Origin of the sequence: Streptosporangium saharense, assembly GCF_014203715.1 — a bacterium.
In the GTDB taxonomy this organism is placed as follows: Bacteria; Actinomycetota; Actinomycetes; order Streptosporangiales; family Streptosporangiaceae; genus Streptosporangium; species Streptosporangium saharense.
Genome location: NZ_JACHJP010000004.1, coordinates 397,131 through 415,823, shown reverse-complemented (window position 1 = coordinate 415,823; position 18,693 = coordinate 397,131). Strand labels below are relative to the sequence as shown.

Annotated in this window: 23 protein-coding genes; 4 read left to right on the top strand and 19 right to left on the bottom strand. The window is 67.7% G+C overall.

Features of this window, described 5'->3' with window-relative positions; genetic code table 11:
* Positions 1–7: 7 nt before the first annotated feature.
* Together FHS44_RS21655 and FHS44_RS21650 are read right to left on the bottom strand one after the other, a co-directional pair.
* Positions 8–886: an NmrA family NAD(P)-binding protein gene (locus FHS44_RS21655; RefSeq protein ID WP_184717426.1), complete on the bottom strand. Its 879-nt coding sequence runs from the start codon at positions 884–886 to the stop codon at positions 8–10.
* Positions 887–974: 88 nt separating this feature from the next.
* Positions 975–1,571, bottom strand: a complete 597-nt coding sequence (locus FHS44_RS21650) for a TetR/AcrR family transcriptional regulator (protein ID WP_184717424.1) — start codon at positions 1,569–1,571, stop codon at positions 975–977.
* Positions 1,572–1,716: 145 nt separating this feature from the next.
* Here FHS44_RS21650 and FHS44_RS21645 point away from each other — a divergent pair, with 145 nt between their 5' ends.
* Entirely contained in the window at positions 1,717–2,577 is an 861-nt protein-coding gene (locus FHS44_RS21645) for a polysaccharide deacetylase family protein (protein ID WP_184717422.1), read from the top strand.
* Between the two features lie 9 nt (positions 2,578–2,586).
* On the opposite strand, the gene FHS44_RS21640 is transcribed toward FHS44_RS21645, so the two are convergent.
* From FHS44_RS21640 to FHS44_RS21625, 4 genes are all read right to left on the bottom strand, one after another.
* Entirely contained in the window at positions 2,587–3,813 is a 1,227-nt protein-coding gene (locus tag FHS44_RS21640) for an RNA polymerase sigma factor (RefSeq protein ID WP_184717420.1), read from the bottom strand.
* Positions 3,810–4,133, bottom strand: a complete 324-nt coding sequence (locus tag FHS44_RS21635; protein ID WP_184717418.1) for a YciI family protein — start codon at positions 4,131–4,133, stop codon at positions 3,810–3,812. Before FHS44_RS21635 ends, FHS44_RS21640 begins: the two co-directional genes overlap by 4 nt.
* A gap of 7 nt (positions 4,134–4,140) precedes the next feature.
* On the bottom strand, positions 4,141–4,788 hold the full coding sequence (locus tag FHS44_RS21630) for a dihydrofolate reductase family protein (RefSeq protein WP_184717416.1): 648 nt from the start codon (positions 4,786–4,788) through the stop codon (positions 4,141–4,143).
* 122 nt (positions 4,789–4,910) lie between these two features.
* Positions 4,911–5,546, bottom strand: a complete 636-nt coding sequence (locus tag FHS44_RS21625) for a TetR/AcrR family transcriptional regulator (RefSeq protein ID WP_184717414.1) — start codon at positions 5,544–5,546, stop codon at positions 4,911–4,913.
* Between the two features lie 86 nt (positions 5,547–5,632).
* Between FHS44_RS21625 and FHS44_RS21620 the strand changes: the two genes are divergently transcribed.
* A complete protein-coding gene (locus tag FHS44_RS21620; RefSeq protein ID WP_184717412.1) occupies positions 5,633–6,025 on the top strand; it encodes a DUF1761 domain-containing protein in 393 nt (130 codons plus the stop codon).
* A complete protein-coding gene (locus FHS44_RS21615; protein WP_184717410.1) occupies positions 6,022–6,432 on the top strand; it encodes a DUF1801 domain-containing protein in 411 nt (136 codons plus the stop codon). Before FHS44_RS21620 ends, FHS44_RS21615 begins: the two co-directional genes overlap by 4 nt.
* Positions 6,433–7,138: 706 nt before the next feature.
* Here the strand turns inward: FHS44_RS21615 and FHS44_RS21610 are convergent.
* The 3 genes from FHS44_RS21610 to FHS44_RS21600 all read right to left on the bottom strand — a co-directional run bounded on the left by FHS44_RS21610 (position 7,139) and on the right by FHS44_RS21600 (position 9,114).
* Entirely contained in the window at positions 7,139–7,504 is a 366-nt protein-coding gene (locus FHS44_RS21610) for a hypothetical protein (protein WP_184717408.1), read from the bottom strand.
* 492 nt (positions 7,505–7,996) lie between these two features.
* The gene (locus FHS44_RS21605) at positions 7,997–8,575 is read right to left on the bottom strand and encodes a hypothetical protein (protein ID WP_184717406.1); all 579 of its coding nucleotides are present in this window, start codon (positions 8,573–8,575) and stop codon (positions 7,997–7,999) included.
* 200 nt (positions 8,576–8,775) lie between these two features.
* A complete protein-coding gene (locus FHS44_RS21600) occupies positions 8,776–9,114 on the bottom strand; it encodes a winged helix-turn-helix transcriptional regulator (protein WP_184717404.1) in 339 nt (112 codons plus the stop codon).
* 48 nt (positions 9,115–9,162) lie between these two features.
* On the opposite strand from FHS44_RS21600, the gene FHS44_RS21595 reads away from it, so the two are divergent.
* Positions 9,163–10,020 carry an MBL fold metallo-hydrolase gene (locus tag FHS44_RS21595; protein WP_184717402.1) on the top strand — a complete coding sequence of 286 codons (858 nt, stop codon included), beginning with the start codon at positions 9,163–9,165 and terminating at the stop codon, positions 10,018–10,020.
* Between the two features lie 68 nt (positions 10,021–10,088).
* Here FHS44_RS21595 and FHS44_RS21590 read toward each other — a convergent pair whose 3' ends face one another.
* From FHS44_RS21590 to FHS44_RS21545, 10 genes are all read right to left on the bottom strand, one after another.
* Positions 10,089–10,826, bottom strand: a complete 738-nt coding sequence (locus FHS44_RS21590; protein ID WP_184717400.1) for a YggS family pyridoxal phosphate-dependent enzyme — start codon at positions 10,824–10,826, stop codon at positions 10,089–10,091.
* Positions 10,823–11,830, bottom strand: a complete 1,008-nt coding sequence (locus tag FHS44_RS21585; protein WP_184717397.1) for a DMT family transporter — start codon at positions 11,828–11,830, stop codon at positions 10,823–10,825. The genes FHS44_RS21590 and FHS44_RS21585 overlap by 4 nt, the downstream gene beginning before the upstream one ends.
* Before the next feature lie 45 nt (positions 11,831–11,875).
* Positions 11,876–12,784, bottom strand: a complete 909-nt coding sequence (locus FHS44_RS21580; protein WP_184717395.1) for a spermine/spermidine synthase domain-containing protein — start codon at positions 12,782–12,784, stop codon at positions 11,876–11,878.
* A 33-nt stretch (positions 12,785–12,817) separates the two neighbouring features.
* Positions 12,818–13,636, bottom strand: coding sequence for an SAM-dependent methyltransferase (locus FHS44_RS21575; RefSeq protein WP_184717393.1), 819 nt, complete (start codon positions 13,634–13,636; stop codon positions 12,818–12,820).
* Positions 13,633–14,556, bottom strand: coding sequence for a spermine/spermidine synthase domain-containing protein (locus tag FHS44_RS21570; RefSeq protein ID WP_184717391.1), 924 nt, complete (start codon positions 14,554–14,556; stop codon positions 13,633–13,635). The genes FHS44_RS21575 and FHS44_RS21570 overlap by 4 nt, the downstream gene beginning before the upstream one ends.
* Positions 14,553–15,725 carry a diaminopimelate decarboxylase family protein gene (locus FHS44_RS21565; RefSeq protein WP_184717389.1) on the bottom strand — a complete coding sequence of 391 codons (1,173 nt, stop codon included), beginning with the start codon at positions 15,723–15,725 and terminating at the stop codon, positions 14,553–14,555. Before FHS44_RS21565 ends, FHS44_RS21570 begins: the two co-directional genes overlap by 4 nt.
* 473 nt (positions 15,726–16,198) lie before the next feature.
* Positions 16,199–16,906, bottom strand: coding sequence for a 2OG-Fe(II) oxygenase (locus FHS44_RS21560; protein WP_184717387.1), 708 nt, complete (start codon positions 16,904–16,906; stop codon positions 16,199–16,201).
* Positions 16,903–17,502 carry a methylated-DNA--[protein]-cysteine S-methyltransferase gene (locus FHS44_RS21555; protein ID WP_184717385.1) on the bottom strand — a complete coding sequence of 200 codons (600 nt, stop codon included), beginning with the start codon at positions 17,500–17,502 and terminating at the stop codon, positions 16,903–16,905. The genes FHS44_RS21560 and FHS44_RS21555 overlap by 4 nt, the downstream gene beginning before the upstream one ends.
* Positions 17,499–17,990, bottom strand: coding sequence for an RNA polymerase sigma factor (locus tag FHS44_RS21550; protein ID WP_184717383.1), 492 nt, complete (start codon positions 17,988–17,990; stop codon positions 17,499–17,501). Before FHS44_RS21550 ends, FHS44_RS21555 begins: the two co-directional genes overlap by 4 nt.
* Before the next feature lie 10 nt (positions 17,991–18,000).
* Positions 18,001–18,507 carry a methylated-DNA--[protein]-cysteine S-methyltransferase gene (locus FHS44_RS21545; RefSeq protein WP_184717381.1) on the bottom strand — a complete coding sequence of 169 codons (507 nt, stop codon included), beginning with the start codon at positions 18,505–18,507 and terminating at the stop codon, positions 18,001–18,003.
* Positions 18,508–18,693 lie beyond the last annotated feature (186 nt).

Genomic DNA, 18,693 nt, shown 5'->3' with positions numbered 1-18,693 from the left:
CCGCTCCTCACGGGAGGTGTCGCCGTACGGCAGGCGCGAGCTGGTCGGCGGCGAAGTCCTCCGCCGAGCGTGGGCCGCGACCGAGGATTCGCTGGACGCCGTCGCCGAGTCCTGCCACGCCCTCGCGCAGGTAGTTGGTGTACAGGTCACGCAGACCGTCGATGACGTGTGGGGGGACTCCGCTCTCGGCCAGGGTGGTACGCCAGGCCTCGTCCATCGGAACCTCGACGTAGCGGACCGGCCTGCCGATCACGGCGCCGAAGCGCTCGGCCAGCTCGGGCACGGTCAGGGACCGCGGGCCGCTGAGATCGATCTCGCCGCCGACCGGGTCGGCGGCCAGGAGCTCGGCGAGCGCGACCTCCGCGATGTCCCGCACGTCGATGTAGCCCCGCGCCCCGGCGAACACCGGATCGGACAGCGTGCCCTGGGCGATCGAGGCGGCGGCCGGCAGGAAGTTCTGCAGGAACCGGTCGGGCCGCAGGACGGTCAGTTCGGGAACACCGGCCTCGCGCAGCCGTTCGGTGATCACGTGATGGGCGCCGGTGACGGCGTCGGGGATGGCCTCGGGACCGGTGAACGCTCGGGCGCCGAGCTTGACGATTCGCCGTGCGCCCGCCTCAAGGGCGGCCAGGCCGATTCCGATCTCGATGGACACCTGGTCCTCGGCGAAAGGATGCGCGAGGTAGAGCCGCTCCACCCCGGCGACCGCGCGGCGGACGTCGTCGGCGTTGGCGGCGTCACCGCGAACGACCTCCCCGCGAACCGCGCCGAGCGCCTGGGCGCTGGCCGGGGAACGGACGAGGAAACGCACGTCCTCCCGGTCCCGTAGGGCCTCGGTCAGGTGGCGCCCCACACCACCCGTCGGCGTCGTGATCAAGATCGTCATCAGCTTCCCCCGTTACGGCCAAGATCGACGTATCCGGCCAACAGCGCTCCGGCCCGGAGAATTCCACCAGGACGCCAGGCTAGTCACGTCAGGGCCTGAGGCCGCGCATGGCGAGGTCGGCGACGTCGTTGACGTATGCCTCGTCGTGGGGGCCGGGGACGATGAGCAGCCGGTAGTAGAGCTGGGCGTAGATCAGCTCGATGGCGCGGTACGGGTCGATGTCGGCGGCGACCTGTCCGTCCGCCTGGGCGCGGCGGATGCGCTCCGCGACCAGTGCGCTGGCGGGGCTGATGAGGCGCTTGCGAAACTCCGCGGCGAGGTCGGGGTCGTGCTGGGCCTCGGCGACGATCGAGGCGAGCACGCCGCGTGTGTCACCGATCGTGTCGATCCAGGCGTCCTTGACCATCAGCTTCAGGTCGGCCTCGAAGTCGTCGGTCTGCGTGGCTTCGAGCCGCCGGTGCAGGCGCTCTTCGAGCCGCTGCGCCCACGCGTCCAGGACGACCGCACCCTTGGAGGGCCACCAGCGGTAGATGGTTCGTTTGCCGACGCCCGCGCGGGCCGCGATCCCCTCGATGCTGACTCGTGCCAGGCCGTCCTCGCGCGCCATGGCGAGCGCGGCCTCAAGAATCGCGGCGGTCACCTGCGGGTTGCGCCGGGCGGGGTCGGGTGCCCGCGTCGTGCTCATGCCACCTCCGTAGTGCTGACGGGCTCACGCTATCGCATCGGGGAGACGAACCGGTTCGTGTTGACATGGCCGCGATGGTGCGACACGATCCGTAGCGTATCGCGATCCGATCCGGATCGTCTCCCTTTCTCGCGAAGGAAACCTCATGCGCAACGACCTGTACGGCTACAGCCCGATCACCGAGCGCGTCCCCATCCGGTGGCCCGGCGGCGCCCGGGTGGCGTTCTACGTCGGCCTCAACGTGGAGCACTTCGTCCTGGGCAAGCCGTCCACCAGCATCAACCAGGGCACCGCGGCCCTCGTGCCCGATCCGCTGAACCACGGGTGGCGTGACTACGGCCCCCGGGTGGGAATCTGGCGGATGATCGAGTCCTTCGACCGTCATGGCGTACGGCCAAGCGCGCTGATCAACTCCGATGTCACCGAGCACTACCCGCAGATCGTCGAGGCCGGTAGGGCGCGCGACTGGGCCTGGCTCGCACACGGTAAGAACAACTCCACAGTGCAGGCCGAAGTCGAGGCGGACGAACGCGCCTACCTGACCGAGGTCGTCGAGAGCATCGAGAAGGCGACCGGGCGGCGTCCCCGAGGCTGGATGGGACCGGCCCTCAGCGAGACGTTCCAGACCCCGGCGCTGCTCGCCGAACTCGGTCTCCACTACGTGCTGGACTGGACCGCCGACGACCAGCCGTTCCGGCTGAACGTGCCGGGGCTGCTGAGCGTCCCCTACACCCTCGAACTCAACGACCTGGGACTGTTCACCGCCCACTCCATCAGTGGCCCCGACTTCGTGCGGATCGTCAAGGATCAGCTCGACCAGTTGTACGCGGACTCCGAGCACAGTGGCCGTGTGATGTCGCTGGCCCTGCACCCCTTCGTCACCGGCCAGGCGTTCCGGATGAAGTATCTGGACCAGGCGCTCGAGTACGTCGTCAACCACCCGGGCGTGTGGACCACGACCAGCGACGACATCGCCGAACACTACGCCCGCACCACCGCCGCCTGACCGGCGCCGTTACGGGAGCAGTTGGTCGCGGCGGCGGGTCAGGTAGGCGGTCTCGGCGGTGTTGCCCGCCAGGTCGATGGCCCTGTCGTAGGCCGCGCGCGACTCCTGACCACGGCCCAGCCGACGCAGCAGGTCGGCGCGGGTGGCGTGGTAGGCGTGATAGGCGGCCAACCTGTGCTCAAGACGGTCGACGGCCGCCAGCGCCACCTCGGGGCCGTCGAGTTCGGCGACCGCGATGGCCCGGTTGAGGGCGACGATCGGCGAGGGGTCGAGGCGGACGAGCTGGTCGTAGAGGGCGAGGACCTGCGACCAGTCGGTGTCGCGCATGTCGCGGGCGGAGGTGTGCACGGCGTTGATCGCCGCGAGAATCTGGTAGCGCCCCGGGGCCACACCGGCGGCGAGGCGCTCGCGCACCAGCCGGTGCCCCTCGGCGATCAGCTCCGCGTTCCAGGCCCCACGGTCCTGCTCACCGAGGGCGACCAGTTCGCCGCCGGGCGAGACCCGGGCGGGACGGCGGGCCTCGATGAGGAGCATCAGCGCCAGCAGCCCGGCCACCTCACCGTCGTCCGGCAGGAGGACACGGATCAGGCGGGTGAGCCGGATCGCCTCGCCGGTCAGCTCATGCCGTACAGGATCGGTGTCGGGGCCGGTGGCCAGGTAGCCCTCGTTGAAGACGAGGTAGAGGACGGCGAGGACGCCGGAGACGCGCGCCGGGAGGTCCTCGGCGGACGGCACGCGGTAGGGGATGCGGGCCGCCTTGATCTTGGCCTTCGCGCGGGTGATCCGCTGCCCCATGGCACTTTCGGCGACCAGGAAGGCGCGGGCGATCTCGGGCATGGTCAGACCGGCGACCATGCGCAGCGTCAGCGCCACGCGGGTCTCCATCGCCAGCGCCGGGTGACAGCAGGTGAAGACCAACCGGAGCCGGTCGTCGTCGATGGCGCCGAGAGACTCGGGCGGGTCGTCGTGGAACACCTGAGCCTTCCTGTGCTTGTCGTCGCGTTTGCTCTCGCGCCGGATCCGGTCGATGGCCTGGCGGTTGGCGGTCGTGGTCAGCCAGGCGCCCGGGTTGGGGGGCACCCCGTCGGTCGGCCACCGCTGTACGGCGGTCGCGAACGCCTCGGCGGCCGCCTCCTCGGCGATGTCGAGGTCACCGAAGCGCCTGGTCAGGGAGGCGACGATCCGGGCCCACTCCTCACGATGGGCCCGGGTGATCGCCTCACGGATCGTGTTCATTGGAACGGCCGGACCTCGACCTTCCGGTTACAGGCCCTCGACCCCTCGGCCGCCAGCCTGAGCGCCACGTCGAGGTCAGCCGCCTCGATGATCCAGAAACCGGCGAGATACTCCTTCGACTCCAGGAAGGGCCCGTCGGTGACCATCTCCGACCCGCCCCGGTTGTCGATGACGGTGGCCGTTTCGGGTGAGGCGAGGCCACCGGCGAAGACCCAGTGGCCCTCGGTCTGAAGCCGGTCGTTGAACACGTCGATCGCGGCGTCCTCCTCCGGGGTGGCGAGGGTGGCCTGGTCGTGGATCACGGAAATCAGGTACTGCATCTGCGGATCATCTCCCGGTGCCGGTCGGGTGGTGCGGGTTGAAGACGTACTGCGGGCGCCCGGCCGGTCGGTAGACCTGGATCGTCACGCCCTTCGTGTCGACGCGTGACTCGACCAGGTCGAGCGCGAGGTCCGGGCCGGCCTCCGGGAACAAGCGCGTGCCCTGGCCGACGACCACCGGGACCACGATCAGCGTCATCTCATCGACCAGATCGTTCTCCAGCAGCCACCGGATCAGGGTGCCACTGCCGTTCACCTGCAGCTCACCTCCCGGCTTGGCCTTCAGGTCCGCGACGGCGGTCGCGAGGTCGTCGGACAGGATTGTGGTGTCCGACCACGCCGGATCAACGAGCGTGGTCGAGGCCACGTACTTGGGCCGGGTGTTCAACGCCCGCAGGACGGGCTCCCAGCCGGGGGCGTCCTGGACCGTCATCGTCCCCCACGAACCGGCGAACAGCTCGTAGGTCCGCCGCCCGAACAGGAACGCGTCGGCGCGCTGGTAGGTCTGGTTGATGAACGCGTGGGTCTCTTTGTCGCCCTTGCCCAGGGCCCATCCGCCGCGCTCGAAGCCGTTCCTGCGGTCTTCGTCCGACGCGCCGCCGTTTCCCTGCACGACTCCGTCGAGGGTGACCTGGGTTACGGTCGTCAGCTTCATGGTCGCGATTCCCTTGCCTCGGCGCCGCCCCTTGCGGGCGGCCTCACCCCTGCTACGAACGCCACCGTCCCGATCCGACACCGCCTCCGGAATTTTTCTGGGGCGCCGGCCGTACCCCAAAGTCAGCGGCGGGCGAAAGCGGCGAGGAAGACGCGGGTGCCCTCGTCGGCCAGGTCGGTCAGCTCCTCGGGGGAGCCGATGGCCGCGTCACCCAGGAAGGCCGATCGGCCGGTGGGGATCGAGACGATCAGCCAGGTGAACATGTAGGCGGCACGCTCGGGATCGGGGGTGTTCAGCAGGCCGCGCTCGGTGAGCTTCGCGAAGGTCTCCGCGAGGAGTTTCAGCGTACGGCCCCAGCTCCGCTCGAAGTACTCACGGCCGATGGCCGGGAAGCGCTCCGCCTCGGCGATGACGAGGCGTCGCATCTGGAGGATCTCCGGGTTCATCAACCCGGCGAGCGTCATCCGGGCGTGGTCCCGCAGGGCGGTCTCAAGGTCGTCCGCCTCCGCGAGCGCGAGGATCGCGGGCCTGAAGTACTCGTAGCCGCGATCGACGGTGTCCAGCACGACACCGGCGAACAGCTCCTCCTTGTCGGCGAAGTACTGGTACACCGTCCGTTTCGAGGCGCCCGCCGCGGCGGCCACCGCGTCCATGCTGGTGCCGACGTAGCCCTGGGCGGTGAACACCGACCGCGCGGCCGTGAGGATCTCCTGACGCTTGCGCGCCGAGCGGGCCTCGGCCCGTGTCGAAGTCGTCAACGAACTACCTCCTTGACAGGGAACACTACCCGGTTTAGTTTTCTCAGCACGGAAACGATACCGTTTAGTTTACTTAGAGGTGAAACGTGGGCAGCTTGATCTCCGTCGTCACCGCGTCAATCGTGGTCTTCGTGCTCAGTTCGGTCTACTACGCCCTGCTCACACCGGTCGAGAAGCGCCTGCTGGGTGAGCGCGCACCGGATCGGGGCGATCGGCCGCCGCCGCTGAAGATCCTGCTGGAGCTGGCACGCGGCCTCGTGGTCGCCGCAGTGATCGCGGGCCTGGCCCGGTACGCCGGTCTCTCCGATGTGTGGTCGGTGGTGGTGCTCGGCCTGGTGCTCTGGGTCGGGTTCCCCGCGGTGCTGCTCACCGGGTCCATGATGTGGGAGAGGACACCCGCCGCCACCGCGGCGCTGCACGCGGGCGACTGGCTGATCAAAATCCTCATCACCTCGGCGATCGTGGGAGCCTGGCTGTGAACGACGTACGCCCCTACGAGACCGACCCGCGCGTGGACGCCTACATCGAGGCTCTGCCCGAGTGGCAGCGGGACATCTGCCAGCGGGTCAGGGACCTGATCCATGCCGCCGACCCCGAGGTCACCGAGACCGTCAAGCGAACCGTCCAGCCCTACTTCGTGCTTCAGGGCAACGTGTGCGCGTTGCTCGCCGCCAAGGACCACGTCAACGTGTTCCTGTACGACGGCGGCATCGTCCCCGATCCCGAAGGCATCATCACGTCCGGCCACCACAACAAGACCGCCCGCACCGTGGCCTTCCGCGAAGGCGAACCGATCAACGCCCCCGCCCTCACCGCCATGTTCCGCCAGATCATCGCCAACAACCGAGCAGGCGGCTGGCGCAAACTCAAGGACCGGCCCAGGTAAGCGGGTTGACACGGATCTGTTCTGAGGTGCCGAAACGATGGCTCCACCGAGGCCCGGGACGAACTTATGTCCCCGGATCGGCCCCACATTGGCGACGACCCAGCCCTGTTCCTCTTCCTCAAGCCTGACTATCCTCACCGTCGGCGGCATCATCGAACTGAACGATCCTGTCGGCCTGGGGTGATCTTCCGCAGGAGCGGCCAGCACGGGCCCTATGGTTGTCCCTGCTCGTTCAGAAACTCTGCGGGAGGAGTCTTCCATGACAGGAAGTGAGGGGGCGCCGCCTGGCCCCCGAACGCTCCTGATTGCCGTTGATTGGCTGATAAACGACAACGGGCCCAGGTAGGCGTCTCGCCCCCTAGGCCCGCGTCGCGGTGAATTCCGTTTCGAACTTTCTTGGACGGCCGGAACCTCTGCGATTGAGGTTTTCGATCATCGAAAACCTCATCAAGGTATCACGAGGGTGTCCTCGTCTAACCAGGTTTCTGCGTACTTCCACAAGCAGATACAGGGATGCGCATCACCATGGCGCTGCCCGCGCCGGATCTGTCTCGCACGCAAGCATAGGCTCCGCTCGGGTCGGCGTCATCGGAGACAAACCGCGGCGATTTCCTCCCCAGTGCCCGACCAAGTAGATCGTCAGTACACAGAGAAATGCTGGCAGATACCGATGAGCGAACCAGTCAAGAATGACTGGTTATTGCGATCAAGCTTTGGCGCAGGCGAAGCTCCATGCACCCGCTCCTGCGTCGTTGAAATAGCCGTCGTCGCTTGAGAATTTCACGTTGTAGCGACGATGTACGCTACCCTCCGCCGTGTAAGATCCCTGATAATCGTATGCGTAGTAGCCTATATGGCCTTTGCCGTCACTGCCGATACGCCAGACGTCTTCAACGAACCAATCTCCGGTTGCGCAGACTCGTGGTGGCTGTTCGGCCATGTAGGTCGCATCGCTCCCTGTGGACGATGATTGTCCGGCTGCGACAGCCGACTGAATTCCCATGATCATTGACCCTGCGGCGAGGGTCATAACGAATACTGCGGCCAGTATAGGCCGTTTCAAAGCGGTCACCGATCGGATCCTTCCGCGTCGTACCTGGTTTGGACTCCATCTGTTGTTTCGCTTGTGCAAAATCCAGCGAGGGATGATGCGACTTCTCAGACGACCTGAATGTCACATATCCCAATGGCGGACTTCGCACTCCGAGAATGTCCGATCACCAGTGAAGCTATCCTGCAGCCAGAGCGAGGACGAACAGGACAGCCGTAAATCTAATTAATCACCCAACCTCTCTTCTTCGGTCTCCCAGAGGGGAAGCAACTCCAAGGGTGCCGTGCCATCTTCTGAGAAGCATTGACGATTAACGCCCACCTGTTGGCGATTCATGCACGTGGTCACAGCAGCGGTACCTATACGGAGCGCCTCGACCTGGGGCGCCGCCTCGGCTGGTTGGTGTCCCTGTTAAGGATCCCCTTGCTCGTCAGGGAGCAGGTGGCTACCTGCCGACGTCGGGTGCGACGAAGCAAGCGGCGCTTTCGGCGTCCATCAGGTAGTACAACTCGATCACCAGTGGCCCCAGCCGTCGGAGCCGTACCAATGGTCCTTCAGGTAGCGATATCTGTCGTCGATCGTCTCGTACGGCTTGCCGGAGGGCAGCCAGACAAAGCCCTTGTTGGTGTCAAGGAACCAGTCCTCGACGCCGAACTCGGCACTGCCGGTCACCTCTTCGCCGGTTTCGGGATCCAGATATCGCCATCCGTCGCACACGCGATACAGGCCCACCCATTGACAGGGCTCTCGATGGTTGGGGCTTTCGGCCACGGCTCCGGCATAGGCTTCCATGCTGGGAGCGGAGATCGTGAAGCGTATCCAGAACGGCGCGTCGGTCATGAGGGCGAGCACGACGCCACCTGCGATGAAGGGCGGCAGGATCCAGCGGAGGCGTGAACCCGTCAGGGTCCCCGTGCGCCTGGCCAGCACCACCCGAATGGCCCAGTAGGCGAGCAGCCACCCGCCGAACGGAACCGCGTAGAAGAACATCTCGACCCCGTACCAGTACGGGTAACTGGCCCACATCAGAATGACGGCTGCCACAGCCGAGAAAACAACCAGGAAGGGTAAGCCGGGTGGCCTGCTGAACATGGCGCCACTTTACAACTGGCGATCATGGAAGGCGTTGTTGGAGAACTTGAACGGTGGATCGGTGTTTGCCTTTCAGGGGAAGACGCGAGCCATTTCTGAGCGGCAAGGTTGATTCGGCTCGTTCGGTGTTGGCGGGCATCGGCGGACGGCCCAGAAGGCTTCCTACCGGCATGTCCTCGGCCGGATGTCGGCTGCGCGCGTCAGGGGCCGGTGTCGTGGACCGACGCCCACTGGCCGAGTGCGCGAAGTTGTTCGCGGAGGGAACGGCCTCGGGCGGTCAGTGTGTACTCCACGCGTGCCGGGGCCGGGCCGTACGGCGTGCGGAGGACGTATCCGGACTCCTCCAGGGACCGGAGCGTCCGGGTCAGCATGCGGCGGCTGATGCCCTCGATCGAGCGGTCCAGTTCGTTGAAGCCGTGGCCGCGCTCGGCGAGCAGGCGCAGGACGGCCGGGCTCCATTTGTCGCCGATGATGCGCAGCACCCCCGTCACCGGGCACGCCTCGTAGGCGGCGGTCGTGACGACGGCGTCAGTGGACATCAATGTGCCTTCTTTCGGCCTCCGGCGAGGTGCCCGAAGCTTCAGCATATGCACACGATCGAGCTGGGCCGGGTCTCGGTGACCCGGATCCCGCACTTCGGCAACGGGCCGCTGTCGCCCACCGATTTCTTCCCGGGCACCGACCAGGACCTGTGGCGGGCGAACCGCGCCTGGCTCGTCCCCGACCACTGGGACGAGGACGCGAACCGGGTGCGGGTGGAGGTCCGGACCTGGCTGCTGCGCAGCGCGGGCCGCGTCATCGTCGTCGACACCGGCCTCGCCCCCGGGATCGTCGAGCAGGACGGTGTCCCGCTGACGGCCTCGCTCGCCGCCGCCGGGGTGGCGCCGACGGACGTCGATCTCGTCGTCTGCACCCACCTGCACGCCGACCACGTCGGAGGCAACACCTCCCCGGATGGCGACGGAGGATGGGTTCCGGCATTCCCGAACGCCCGTTATCTGTTCTCGCGTCCCGATCTCGACTTCTTCGACCCGCGTACGCTCACCGAGGAGCCCGGCCGCAGCGCCGCCGTCCACGAGCGGTCGATCGCCCCCGTCCTCAGGTCGGGACAGGCCCGGATCTGGGACGACTCGTACACCATCGACGAGAACCTGCGGCTCACCCTCGCGCCCGGCCACACCCCCGGCCACAACGTGCTGACGCTCGAATCGGACGGCGACAGGGCGATCTTCGCGGGAGACCTCCTGCACTCCCCCGTGCAGATCCTGACTCCCGAGGTGTCGAGCTGCTTCTGCCACGACCCGGCCGAGGCGGCCCGCACCCGCGCGTCGATCCTCACGTGGGCCGCCGACCACCGGGCACTCGTGATCCCGGCACACTTCGGCGGCACGGGAGCTGTCGAGATCGAAAGGAACGGCTCCCGCTTCGCCGTACGACGCGCGTGAGCCGTGCGGCGCTCGTTTCCCGGGGACGAACCGCCCAGAACTCTCCAAGCGGACGCGACCAACCGGGTTCAGATGGCGGCGCTTCTGTCGCCCAGGAGGGCTCTGCCGATGCGTATCATCGTGGCGCCCTCCTCGATGGCGGCTTCGAAGTCGTTGGACATGCCCATCGACAGTTCGCGCCAGTCGCGGTTCGGTACGTGTTCGCGCAGTGCGTCCCTGAGGTGGGCGAGGGCCCTGAAGCAGGGGCGGACCCGCTCGGGGTCGTCCTCGAAGGGGGCGATCGTCATGAGGCCGTACGGCACCAGGTTGGGCAGGGAGGCGATCTCTTGGACGGTGTCGAGGAACCGTTCCCATCGCTCCCCGTCGCCGGGGCCGCGGACGTCGAAGCCGGACTTGCTCGCCTCCCCGGCGACGTTGACCTGGAGCAGGATCGGCAGCGGGCCCCGCTCGGGGTCGTCGGCGACGACCCGGTCGAGGCGCCGGGCGAGTTTCAGGGTGTCGACGGAGTGAACGACGTCGAACAGCCGCACCGCCTGGGCCGCCTTGTTCGACTGCAGGGAGCCGATGAGGTGCCAGCGCCAAGGGGTACGGCCGAGCTCCTCTATCTTGGTCGCGGCCTCCTGGATCCGGTTCTCGCCGAGGTCGGTCAGGCCGGTGCCGCGCAGGCGGGCGACGGTGCTCGCCGGATGGGTCTTGGTGACCGCGATGACGGTCACCTCGTCGCCGTTCCGGCCGGATTTCTCGGCCGCGACGGTCACCCTGTCCCGGATCGCGGCGAGTCTGACGTGCGGTTCGTCGGAGTTCATCGGTCGTTCCCATGGTTGAGGTGGCCGACGGGCTCGCGGGCGGCCTGACGCATCGACCGCCTGATGCCGATCAGGACGCCGATGATGACGACGGCGATGCCCGCGACCTCGACGGGGGGTGGCAGACGGCGTTCGGCGAGGAAGACGTAGGAGAGACCGGAGATCGTCTCGAAGACGATGAGCTGTCCGGAGACCGAGACCGGGAGCTGGTGGGAGGCCCTGTTCCACAGCAGGGTGCCGCCCCAGGAGACCAGGATGCCCAGGACGAGGCTGCCCACGATCAGCCACGCCACCGAGTCGCCAACTCCCCCGGTGCCCGGGGTGGGCGAGGCGGTGGAGCCGAGCAGCAGCAGGGGGCTGGCCAACAGCGCCATGACGAGGGTCACGACGCCGATGAGGGTCGCCCACCGCCCCGAGGTCATGTCGGGGTGGGTCTTGAGGAAGGCCGCGTTGGCGACGCCGTACCACGTCCACATCAGCAGGGCGAGGAGCGCGCAGCCGCCACCGGCGAGCTGGGCGCCCAGCGGCCGGTCCGCGGTGCCCGACCCACCGGCCTCGGTGAGGTTGACGAGGATGAGCCCCGCGGCGATGAGGGCCATGGGCAGGGCCAGACGGCTGAACGGGAACTCCCGCTGGCGCCAGTTGCCGTAGAGGGCGACGGTGACCGGCAGGGTGCCGATGATCACGGCGACGACGGGGGCGCCGACGAGCGCGACACCCTGGACGAGGAAGAAGTAGTAGCCGACGTTGCCGGTGAAGGCGAACAGGGCGGCCATCAGCCAGACGTCTCTTCCGAGGCCGCGCAGCCGGGTCCTGGTGACCGCGAGGATCAGCAGCGAGACGACGCCGTAGCTGACGTATCTGCCGAGCGTGATGACCACGGGGTCGAAGGCGCTGAGCAGGACGGGGACCAGGAACGCGAGTCCCCAGATGAGGTTGGCGGTGATCCCCGTCGCGACGGCGGCCGTGGTGCCGGCCAGCGAGGACCTACCGGGAACTGACATCGGGTTTCATCTCTCCATGAACGTGGCCGGGACGAGCGTGCGGGATCACGAAACTACATTGATCGGTCTCCGGTCCGTGGCCACCGTGCCGGAGTTGGCCAGCGCCTCACGCAGCCGCCGTTCGAGCGCGAACATGTGGCGGTGGGTGATCGCGTCGTAGACGACGGGCGTCTTCGGATCCACCTTCGCCATGGCCTCCTCCACCCGCTCCTCCGTCACGGCCGCGGGGTCGATCGTGTCCCCGGCGACCACGAACCCCCACGGCACGCCGTAGGAGGGCACCGAGATGGCGTACGGCGTCGCGTACCGGAAGACCGTTCCCAGGGTCCGCAGGGTGCCCGCGAAGAAGTCCGGGCTGAGGAAGTGCGCGGGCCCCGCCTGCGTCGCGAAGAGTCCCCCGGGACGCAGGACTCGTCTGACCTCGGCGTAGAACTCCGTCGTGAAGAGCCGTTCGGTGGCCGATCCCTCGGTGGCGTCGGGAAGGTCGGCGATCACCAGGTCGAAGGTGCCGTCGATCTCGCGGACCAGGGCCCGGGGGTCTCCGAACACGACGCGGCACCGGGGGTCGCGCTCCGCCCCCCGGTGCATGTGGGGAAGCGCCGACCTGGTGATCTCGTACAGCTCGCCGTCCACGTCGAGCTGGACCACCTGCCGCAGGTCGGGCAGGGCGCACAGGCGGTGGAGGACGCCGCCGTTCGCGCCGCCGAAGACCAGCACGCGCTCGACCCGCTCACTCATCGCGTAGGCGGGGTACAGCAGCGCCTCGTGGTAGTGGGCCTCGTCCGCCGCTGTCGACTGGACCCGCCCGTCGAGCAGGAGGGCGGGTCCGTAGGTCCCGAGCTCGACGATCGCGAACTCCTGGACCCGGGTCCGGCCGGTACGGTGAACGGCCACGACGTCGTGGACGTGCCGCTCGTACGCGGTGATGGGTTCGACAACCTGTCCGGCCGACATGGGGTTCCCTGTGGTTTCCGAAGGTGTGGACGGTCAGCGGGCGCTGGCGACGACGAGCGCGTAGCCGAGCTTTCCCGCCTTGGTGACGGCGTTCTCGTAGTCGGCCAGCCGCGTGCTCGTCTCGAAGTACTCCTCCGAGGTCAGCGCGACGATCTGGTCGCGGAGGCGGTGCCGTACGGTCACCGACCTGTCCTGCCAGTCGCGGAAGGTCTCCGTCAGGTCGAGGCACTCCGTCACCGCGAAGCCCGCGTCGGTGAGGAGTTCGGTGTACTCGCCGGTCGAGTAGACGCTCGGGCAGGCCCACGCCGTGGTCAGCGAGTGCCACTCCCGTTCGTCCAGCTCTCCCATGCGGACCCGTTCGAGGAAGGCGAGCGAGCCGCCGGGGCGCAGAAGCTCACGGCAGCGGGCGAAGAGCCTGGCGGCGTCGAAGTGGCAGAACGCGCCGGTTCCGTAGGCCCCGTCGAAGGGCTCGTCGAACTCCTGCTCGTAGACGTTTCCGTGCACGAGCCGGATGGTCTCCTGCTGTCCCGTCGCGGCGATGCGGGCTCCGGCCTTCTCCAGCGGGCTGCCCGCCACGTCGATGCCGGTGATCCGCCACCCGAACTCCCCGGCGAGGAAGCTCGCGACGGCGGCGGTGCCGCAGCCGATGTCGAGCACCGCCGAACCCGGCGGGAGTTTCATGGACGAGCCCATCAGCCGCAGTTCGGCCGCGCTGTTGTCGCTGAACTGGCCGATGTACTCGCCCTGCCCGTAGACCTCCGGGTAGATGAGGTCGTGGACGAGGTTGTTGCCCGGCATCTCCTCGTCGTAGAGCTGGGCGACGGCGGTGAAATCCTCGTTCTCGGTCTTCATGTCAGGGCGCCCCCGTCGACGAGAAGCTGGATCGGCTGTTCGAGGTCGACCTGGGCCACGGCCTCGCGCACGTCCTTCGGCACGTGGAACATGTGGTGGTGGGTGACCCCGTCGTAGAGGCGGAGCGTGCCGGTCATCCGCTCCGCGAGGTGGCGGTCGATCTCGGCGACGTCGGCGCCCAGCGGGTCGAGCGGCAGGTTGGAGCCGATGACCGTCATCCAGACCGTTCCGTACGACTGCGGATGCGTGACGTAGCGGTAGGCGTGCGGGAAGACCCGCCCGACCACGGCGCCGATCCGCGCGGCCATCTCCGAGGAGCGGGGGCCGACCGAGCCGCACCACGAGACGTAGAGGCCGCGTTCGCTGAGGCTGGAGCGCATCAGGCCGACGCTCCGCGCAGAGAACACCTCGGAGGCGGGGCTGCCGGGCAGCGGCTCGCTCAGGTCGTTGACGATGAGGTCGAACCGGCCGGGCTCGTCCGCGAGATACTCCAGCACGTCCGCGATCCGGAGCCGGACCCTCGGGTCGGACCAGTGCTCGGTGCCGACGTGGGGCAGGTGTTCGCGGGCCACGTCGATGACCGAGGTGTCGATCTCCACCTGGACGACCTCGCCGACCCCGGGGTATCTCAGCAGCTCGCGCACGACGCCGCCGGGGCCCGCCCCGATGCACAGCGCGCGTTCGCAGGAGCCCTCCAGCAGGAACATGGCCGGGTGGACCATGCTCTCGCTGTAGATGTACTCGTCCGCGGCGACGTGCTGGATCCGTCCGTCGAGGAAGAGGCCCCGGCCGTAGCTCTCGGTCTCAAGCACCTGGATGTGCTGGAAGGCACTCTTGGTGGAGTGGACCTCCGCGACGATCCGGTGGCGGTGAGCCTCGCCCGGGGCGATCTCCTCGAACGTCCAGTGCCCGTCGGTCAACGGTCGCTCCCGACCAGCTGCTCGCGGGACCTGATGAGCGTGGGCTTGCCGTCCTTGCCGAGCAGCACCTCGCACGGCTCGGTCTGGCCGAGGAACTGCGTGATCATCGAGTAGCAGTAGCTTCCCGCCTGGTCGAAGACCAGGACGTCCCCGGGCTCCAGCGCGGGCAGGTGGACGCCCTTGGCCAGGAAGTCGCGGGAGTACGTCGTCGATCCCACGATGTCCACCGGCTTCTCAAGGACAGGCCCGCGCTTGTCCAGGGTGTCGACGATGTGGAACTCGTCGTAGAACATCGACCGCGGCAGCAGGGTCGCGCTGGCGTCGCAGCAGACCAGGAAGCGGTCCGGCCTTTCCTTCACGTCGAGCACGGAGGTGCAGAAAACAGCGGTGTCGCCGAAGAGGGAGCGGCCGGGCTCAAGAATGAGCTTTATCTGGCGTCCGCGCTCTTTCGAGTAAGCGTTGAAAATCTCGGTGATGCCCTGGTCGTACCGGGCGTAGTCGAAATCGACGGCCTCGTCGCCCCTGACCGGGAAACCGCCTCCCAGGTCCACGTACTCAAGGTCGGGGAAGTAGTTCGAGAGTTCGAGGGTGCGCTTGACGCCCTGCATCATGGTCGGCAGCGAGACAATGTTCGTGCCAAGGTAGACATGCGTTCCGACAATGGTGATGTCGTGCTCCTTGGCCGTGGCCATGACCTTCTCGAATTCGCTCTCAAGGACGCCGATGCGGCTCTCCGCGCCGATAAAGACGTTGTCGAGCGAGTTCTCGTCGATGTTCAGCCGGATACCGCAGCGTCCGCCCGGGTTCACCTCGCCGAAAAGCCGTAGCTGGCCGATCGAGTCCAGGTTGACGGCCACCCCGTGCTCGACGATGAACTCCAGGTCCTCGCGCCGGACCCCCGTCGAGGTGTAGATGATCTCGTTCGGGCTGAACCCGCAGTTCAGGGCCAGCCTCATGTGCTTGAGGGAGTTGACGAAGATGCCCAGGCCGCGCTGCCTGACCAGTTCGAGGAGCCGGGGGTTGTTGTTGGCCATGGAGGCGAAGTGAACCGCCTTCTCCGGATACGCCAGACCGGTGAATCGGCTGACGTTCCTGTCGATCAGGTTCTCGTCGTACACGTAGCACGGCGTGCCGAATTCGGAGACAACGGAGGGCAGGCGGTCACGCATGAGAGTTCTCCCTCTGAAAACACGGATACCGGGATGGCGAAGGGGAGTAGCCGTAACTTGCCGGTGACTTTCCGTCCGGGTCGGGGGCGGCGCGACCCTGCCGCGTCTATTCGGCGGTTCGCGTAACTTGACCGTAACTATTACTAATCGAGCAAGAAGAGTGCGTCAAGGGCCCTCTTTCAGATTTCACACAACCCCGCATCAACGCAGGTCACGCGCCACCGGCCGATGCCCCGCGTCGTGACCAGGCGTTCCGCGAAGTCCCCCTAACCCGTTCGTGAAGTTTTCACACCCTGTTGGTGAATTTCACACATTCCATATGGGGTCGCGCACACCCGGCCAATGAAAGGATAAATTCCTACTTGGAAAGAAGAAAATACGCGCCCGGTGGACGTTGCCGCCGGAATTCAAAAAGGACAGGGGAGTTTATTTGTTTTCGGACACGGCCTCAGACCCGGGGCCGGGTGAACAGCTCACGCGGCGTCGTGGAAGACGAGGGCCAGGGTGTGGCGCAGGCCGGAACGGATGGCGGACACGCCGTGACGGACCGGCGCCGCCGACCACCCTCGACTCGACCGGACGGGACGGTCGCGGGTGGTGAAGAGGTAGCCGTGTCCGTGCGGCAGGAGCGTCGCCGTCCCCCTCGACTGCGCGCGGGGACGCTGTTCCACCAGCAGGAACTCGCCTCCCGTGTGGTCGACACCGGGCCGGTTGAGGTTGATCACGACCTGGAGGGGGAACACGAGGTCGCCGTAGAGGTCGCGGTGCAGCGCGTTCCAGTCCTTCTCGCGGTATCGCAGCAGGATCGCCGTCGACTTGGTCTGCCCGGCCTCGTGACACATCGCGAGCCACTCGTCGAGCGTGTCGGGCCAGGGCGCGGGGCGGCCGAGCCTGGCCCACCAGTCACGCGCGATGGGCAGCAGCCGCGGGTAGAGCGCCTGCTTCAACCGCTCGACCGGTTCCGGGTACGGCGCGGCGAAGTACCGGTACCGTCCCTCGCCGAAGCGGTACCGGCCCATGTCGATCGTGCTTCGGAACGGCTCGTCCCGGTCGAACATCTCGCAGAACTCGGCGGCCTCCTCAGAGGTGAGGAGTCGCGGAAGCAGGGCTCCGCCGTACTCGTCGATCTCGGCTGCGACGGCGGCCCAGTCGGCGGCGTCGACACGCTCGCGCCACGTCATGCCGCTGCCTCCAGGTTCAGCAGGGTGGTCTTGGCGTCGAGGCCACCGATGTAACCGCCGAGGGAGCCGTCGGTGCGGAGCACACGGTGACAGGGGACGACGACGGGGAGGGGGTTGGTCGCGCAGGCGGTGCCGACGGCGCGGACGGCCCTGGGACTGCCGACGAGTTCGGCGACCTGCCGGTAGCTGAGGGTCTGCCCGTAGCCGATCTCCGGCAGGTGCTTCTGCACGAGCTGCCGGAACCCGTGCGACAGCGACAGGTCCAGGGGCAGGTCGAACGTCCTCCTGAGACGGCCGAAGTACTCGTCGATCTCCCGCACGGCGGTCTCAAGCCGCCGGGGGGCGTGCAGGACGCGGGGGCTGATCTTGCTCGCCAGCATCTCCAGCACCCGGTCGTGGTCCTCGTTCTGGTAGGCCACCCGGACGAGACCCTTCGGGGTCGCCGCGAGCAGCAGCCTCCCGACCGGGGAGTCGACGACGGTGTAGGCGACGTCCACAAGCCCCTCGGACTCCGCCTCACGCGCGAGCCGGGCGTGCAGCCGTGCCATCGTCTCGGGGTCGACGGGCGCCGACAGCACGCCAAGGATGTCGTTCATGAGGATGCTCCTTTCGCGTGGGCGCCCGGGTAGCCCTTCCTGAGGGTGTTCAGTCCGTCGGCCGCGGCCCTGCGCGCCGCGTCCACGGTGCCGCCGAGGATCGCCGCGATCTCCGCGTGCGACATCCCGGCGAGATACCGGTAGGTGATGGCCTGGCGCTGCTTGTCCGGCAGCCTCACCACCGCGTCCCACAGATCCGTGTCGTCGCCACCGGGGACACCGAGATCGCTCGGCGTCTCGGGGAGGGCTTCGACGGCGACCGCGTTCCGCTTCGTGGCCCGGTGGACGTCGATCGCCTTGCGGCGCGCGATGGTGACGAGCCAGGCCTCCACGTTCGCCGTCTCCGGCAGGTCGGGGTAGGCCCGCAGGGCCGACAGGAAGGTCTCCGACCACGCGTCGTCGGCGTCGTGCACGCCCAGGAGGGCGCGGCAGACGCGCAGCACGGTCACCCCGTGCCGCGCGACCACCTTCTCGAACGGTTGTTTCATCTCGATCCCATCAGAACAGGCGTCCCGCTCTGACCTGGGCGGGCTCCTCCAGCTCCAGCAGGGCCCGCTTGCGCTCCAGTCCTCCGGCGTACCCGGTGAGGTTCCCGTTCGCGCCGAGCACGCGGTGGCAGGGCACGAGAACGCACAGCGGGTTCGCGCCGACCGCCTGTCCGACGCGGTACGCCAGGCCACGGTCGCCGAGTCGCTCCGCGATACGGCCGTAGGTCGTCGTCCCGCCGTACGGGATCTCGTTCAGGATGCTCCACACCGCCCGCTGAAACGCGTCACCGTCCGCCCGCAGCGGCAGGGCGAATCCCTGCCTGCGTCCGGCGAGGTAGTCCCTCACCTGTGTGGCGGCCTCGGCGAGCAGGGTGTCGCCCGTGGCCACGGCGCCGAACGTCTCCCGCGCCGGACGGCGGGTGTGGTGCTGAAAGTACAGGCCGGTGACCGCGTCACCCTCGGCGACGATCGTGACCGGTCCCAGGGTGGTGTCCACCACGGTGTGTCGCGTGTTCATACCGGCTCCTTTCGCTCTCTACCCTGCAGACGCGCGGGATGGCCCGAACGTGAGATTTCAGGTGCGGGTACGGCCAGGCGGAGGGTGGGGAGGCTGCTCCGGGGGACCTGTTCACAGCCTGGTGTTCGTCTCGCGCGGATCTTCCGAGGTTCGCCGTCCGGCGGCGTGAGCCCTTCCCGTCGTGGA

Bases quoted from the DNA above. Each gene is read 5' to 3' on its own strand.
- FHS44_RS21650 (WP_184717424.1), bottom strand. From the start codon at position 1,571: ATGAGCACGACGCGGGCACCCGACCCCGCCCGGCGCAACCCGCAGGTG.
- FHS44_RS21655 (WP_184717426.1), bottom strand. From the start codon at position 886: ATGACGATCTTGATCACGACGCCGACGGGTGGTGTGGGGCGCCACCTG.
- FHS44_RS21595 (WP_184717402.1), top strand. From the start codon at position 9,163: ATGCACACGATCGAGCTGGGCCGGGTCTCGGTGACCCGGATCCCGCAC.
- FHS44_RS21575 (WP_184717393.1), bottom strand. From the start codon at position 13,636: ATGAAGACCGAGAACGAGGATTTCACCGCCGTCGCCCAGCTCTACGAC.
- FHS44_RS21555 (WP_184717385.1), bottom strand. From the start codon at position 17,502: ATGAACGACATCCTTGGCGTGCTGTCGGCGCCCGTCGACCCCGAGACG.
- FHS44_RS21605 (WP_184717406.1), bottom strand. From the start codon at position 8,575: ATGTTCAGCAGGCCACCCGGCTTACCCTTCCTGGTTGTTTTCTCGGCT.
- FHS44_RS21560 (WP_184717387.1), bottom strand. From the start codon at position 16,906: ATGACGTGGCGCGAGCGTGTCGACGCCGCCGACTGGGCCGCCGTCGCA.
- FHS44_RS21600 (WP_184717404.1), bottom strand. From the start codon at position 9,114: ATGTCCACTGACGCCGTCGTCACGACCGCCGCCTACGAGGCGTGCCCG.
- FHS44_RS21645 (WP_184717422.1), top strand. From the start codon at position 1,717: ATGCGCAACGACCTGTACGGCTACAGCCCGATCACCGAGCGCGTCCCC.
- FHS44_RS21585 (WP_184717397.1), bottom strand. From the start codon at position 11,830: ATGTCAGTTCCCGGTAGGTCCTCGCTGGCCGGCACCACGGCCGCCGTC.
- FHS44_RS21590 (WP_184717400.1), bottom strand. From the start codon at position 10,826: ATGAACTCCGACGAACCGCACGTCAGACTCGCCGCGATCCGGGACAGG.
- FHS44_RS21580 (WP_184717395.1), bottom strand. From the start codon at position 12,784: ATGTCGGCCGGACAGGTTGTCGAACCCATCACCGCGTACGAGCGGCAC.
- FHS44_RS21640 (WP_184717420.1), bottom strand. From the start codon at position 3,813: ATGAACACGATCCGTGAGGCGATCACCCGGGCCCATCGTGAGGAGTGG.
- FHS44_RS21545 (WP_184717381.1), bottom strand. From the start codon at position 18,507: ATGAACACGCGACACACCGTGGTGGACACCACCCTGGGACCGGTCACG.
- FHS44_RS21565 (WP_184717389.1), bottom strand. From the start codon at position 15,725: ATGCGTGACCGCCTGCCCTCCGTTGTCTCCGAATTCGGCACGCCGTGC.
- FHS44_RS21630 (WP_184717416.1), bottom strand. From the start codon at position 4,788: ATGAAGCTGACGACCGTAACCCAGGTCACCCTCGACGGAGTCGTGCAG.
- FHS44_RS21550 (WP_184717383.1), bottom strand. From the start codon at position 17,990: ATGAAACAACCGTTCGAGAAGGTGGTCGCGCGGCACGGGGTGACCGTG.
- FHS44_RS21635 (WP_184717418.1), bottom strand. From the start codon at position 4,133: ATGCAGTACCTGATTTCCGTGATCCACGACCAGGCCACCCTCGCCACC.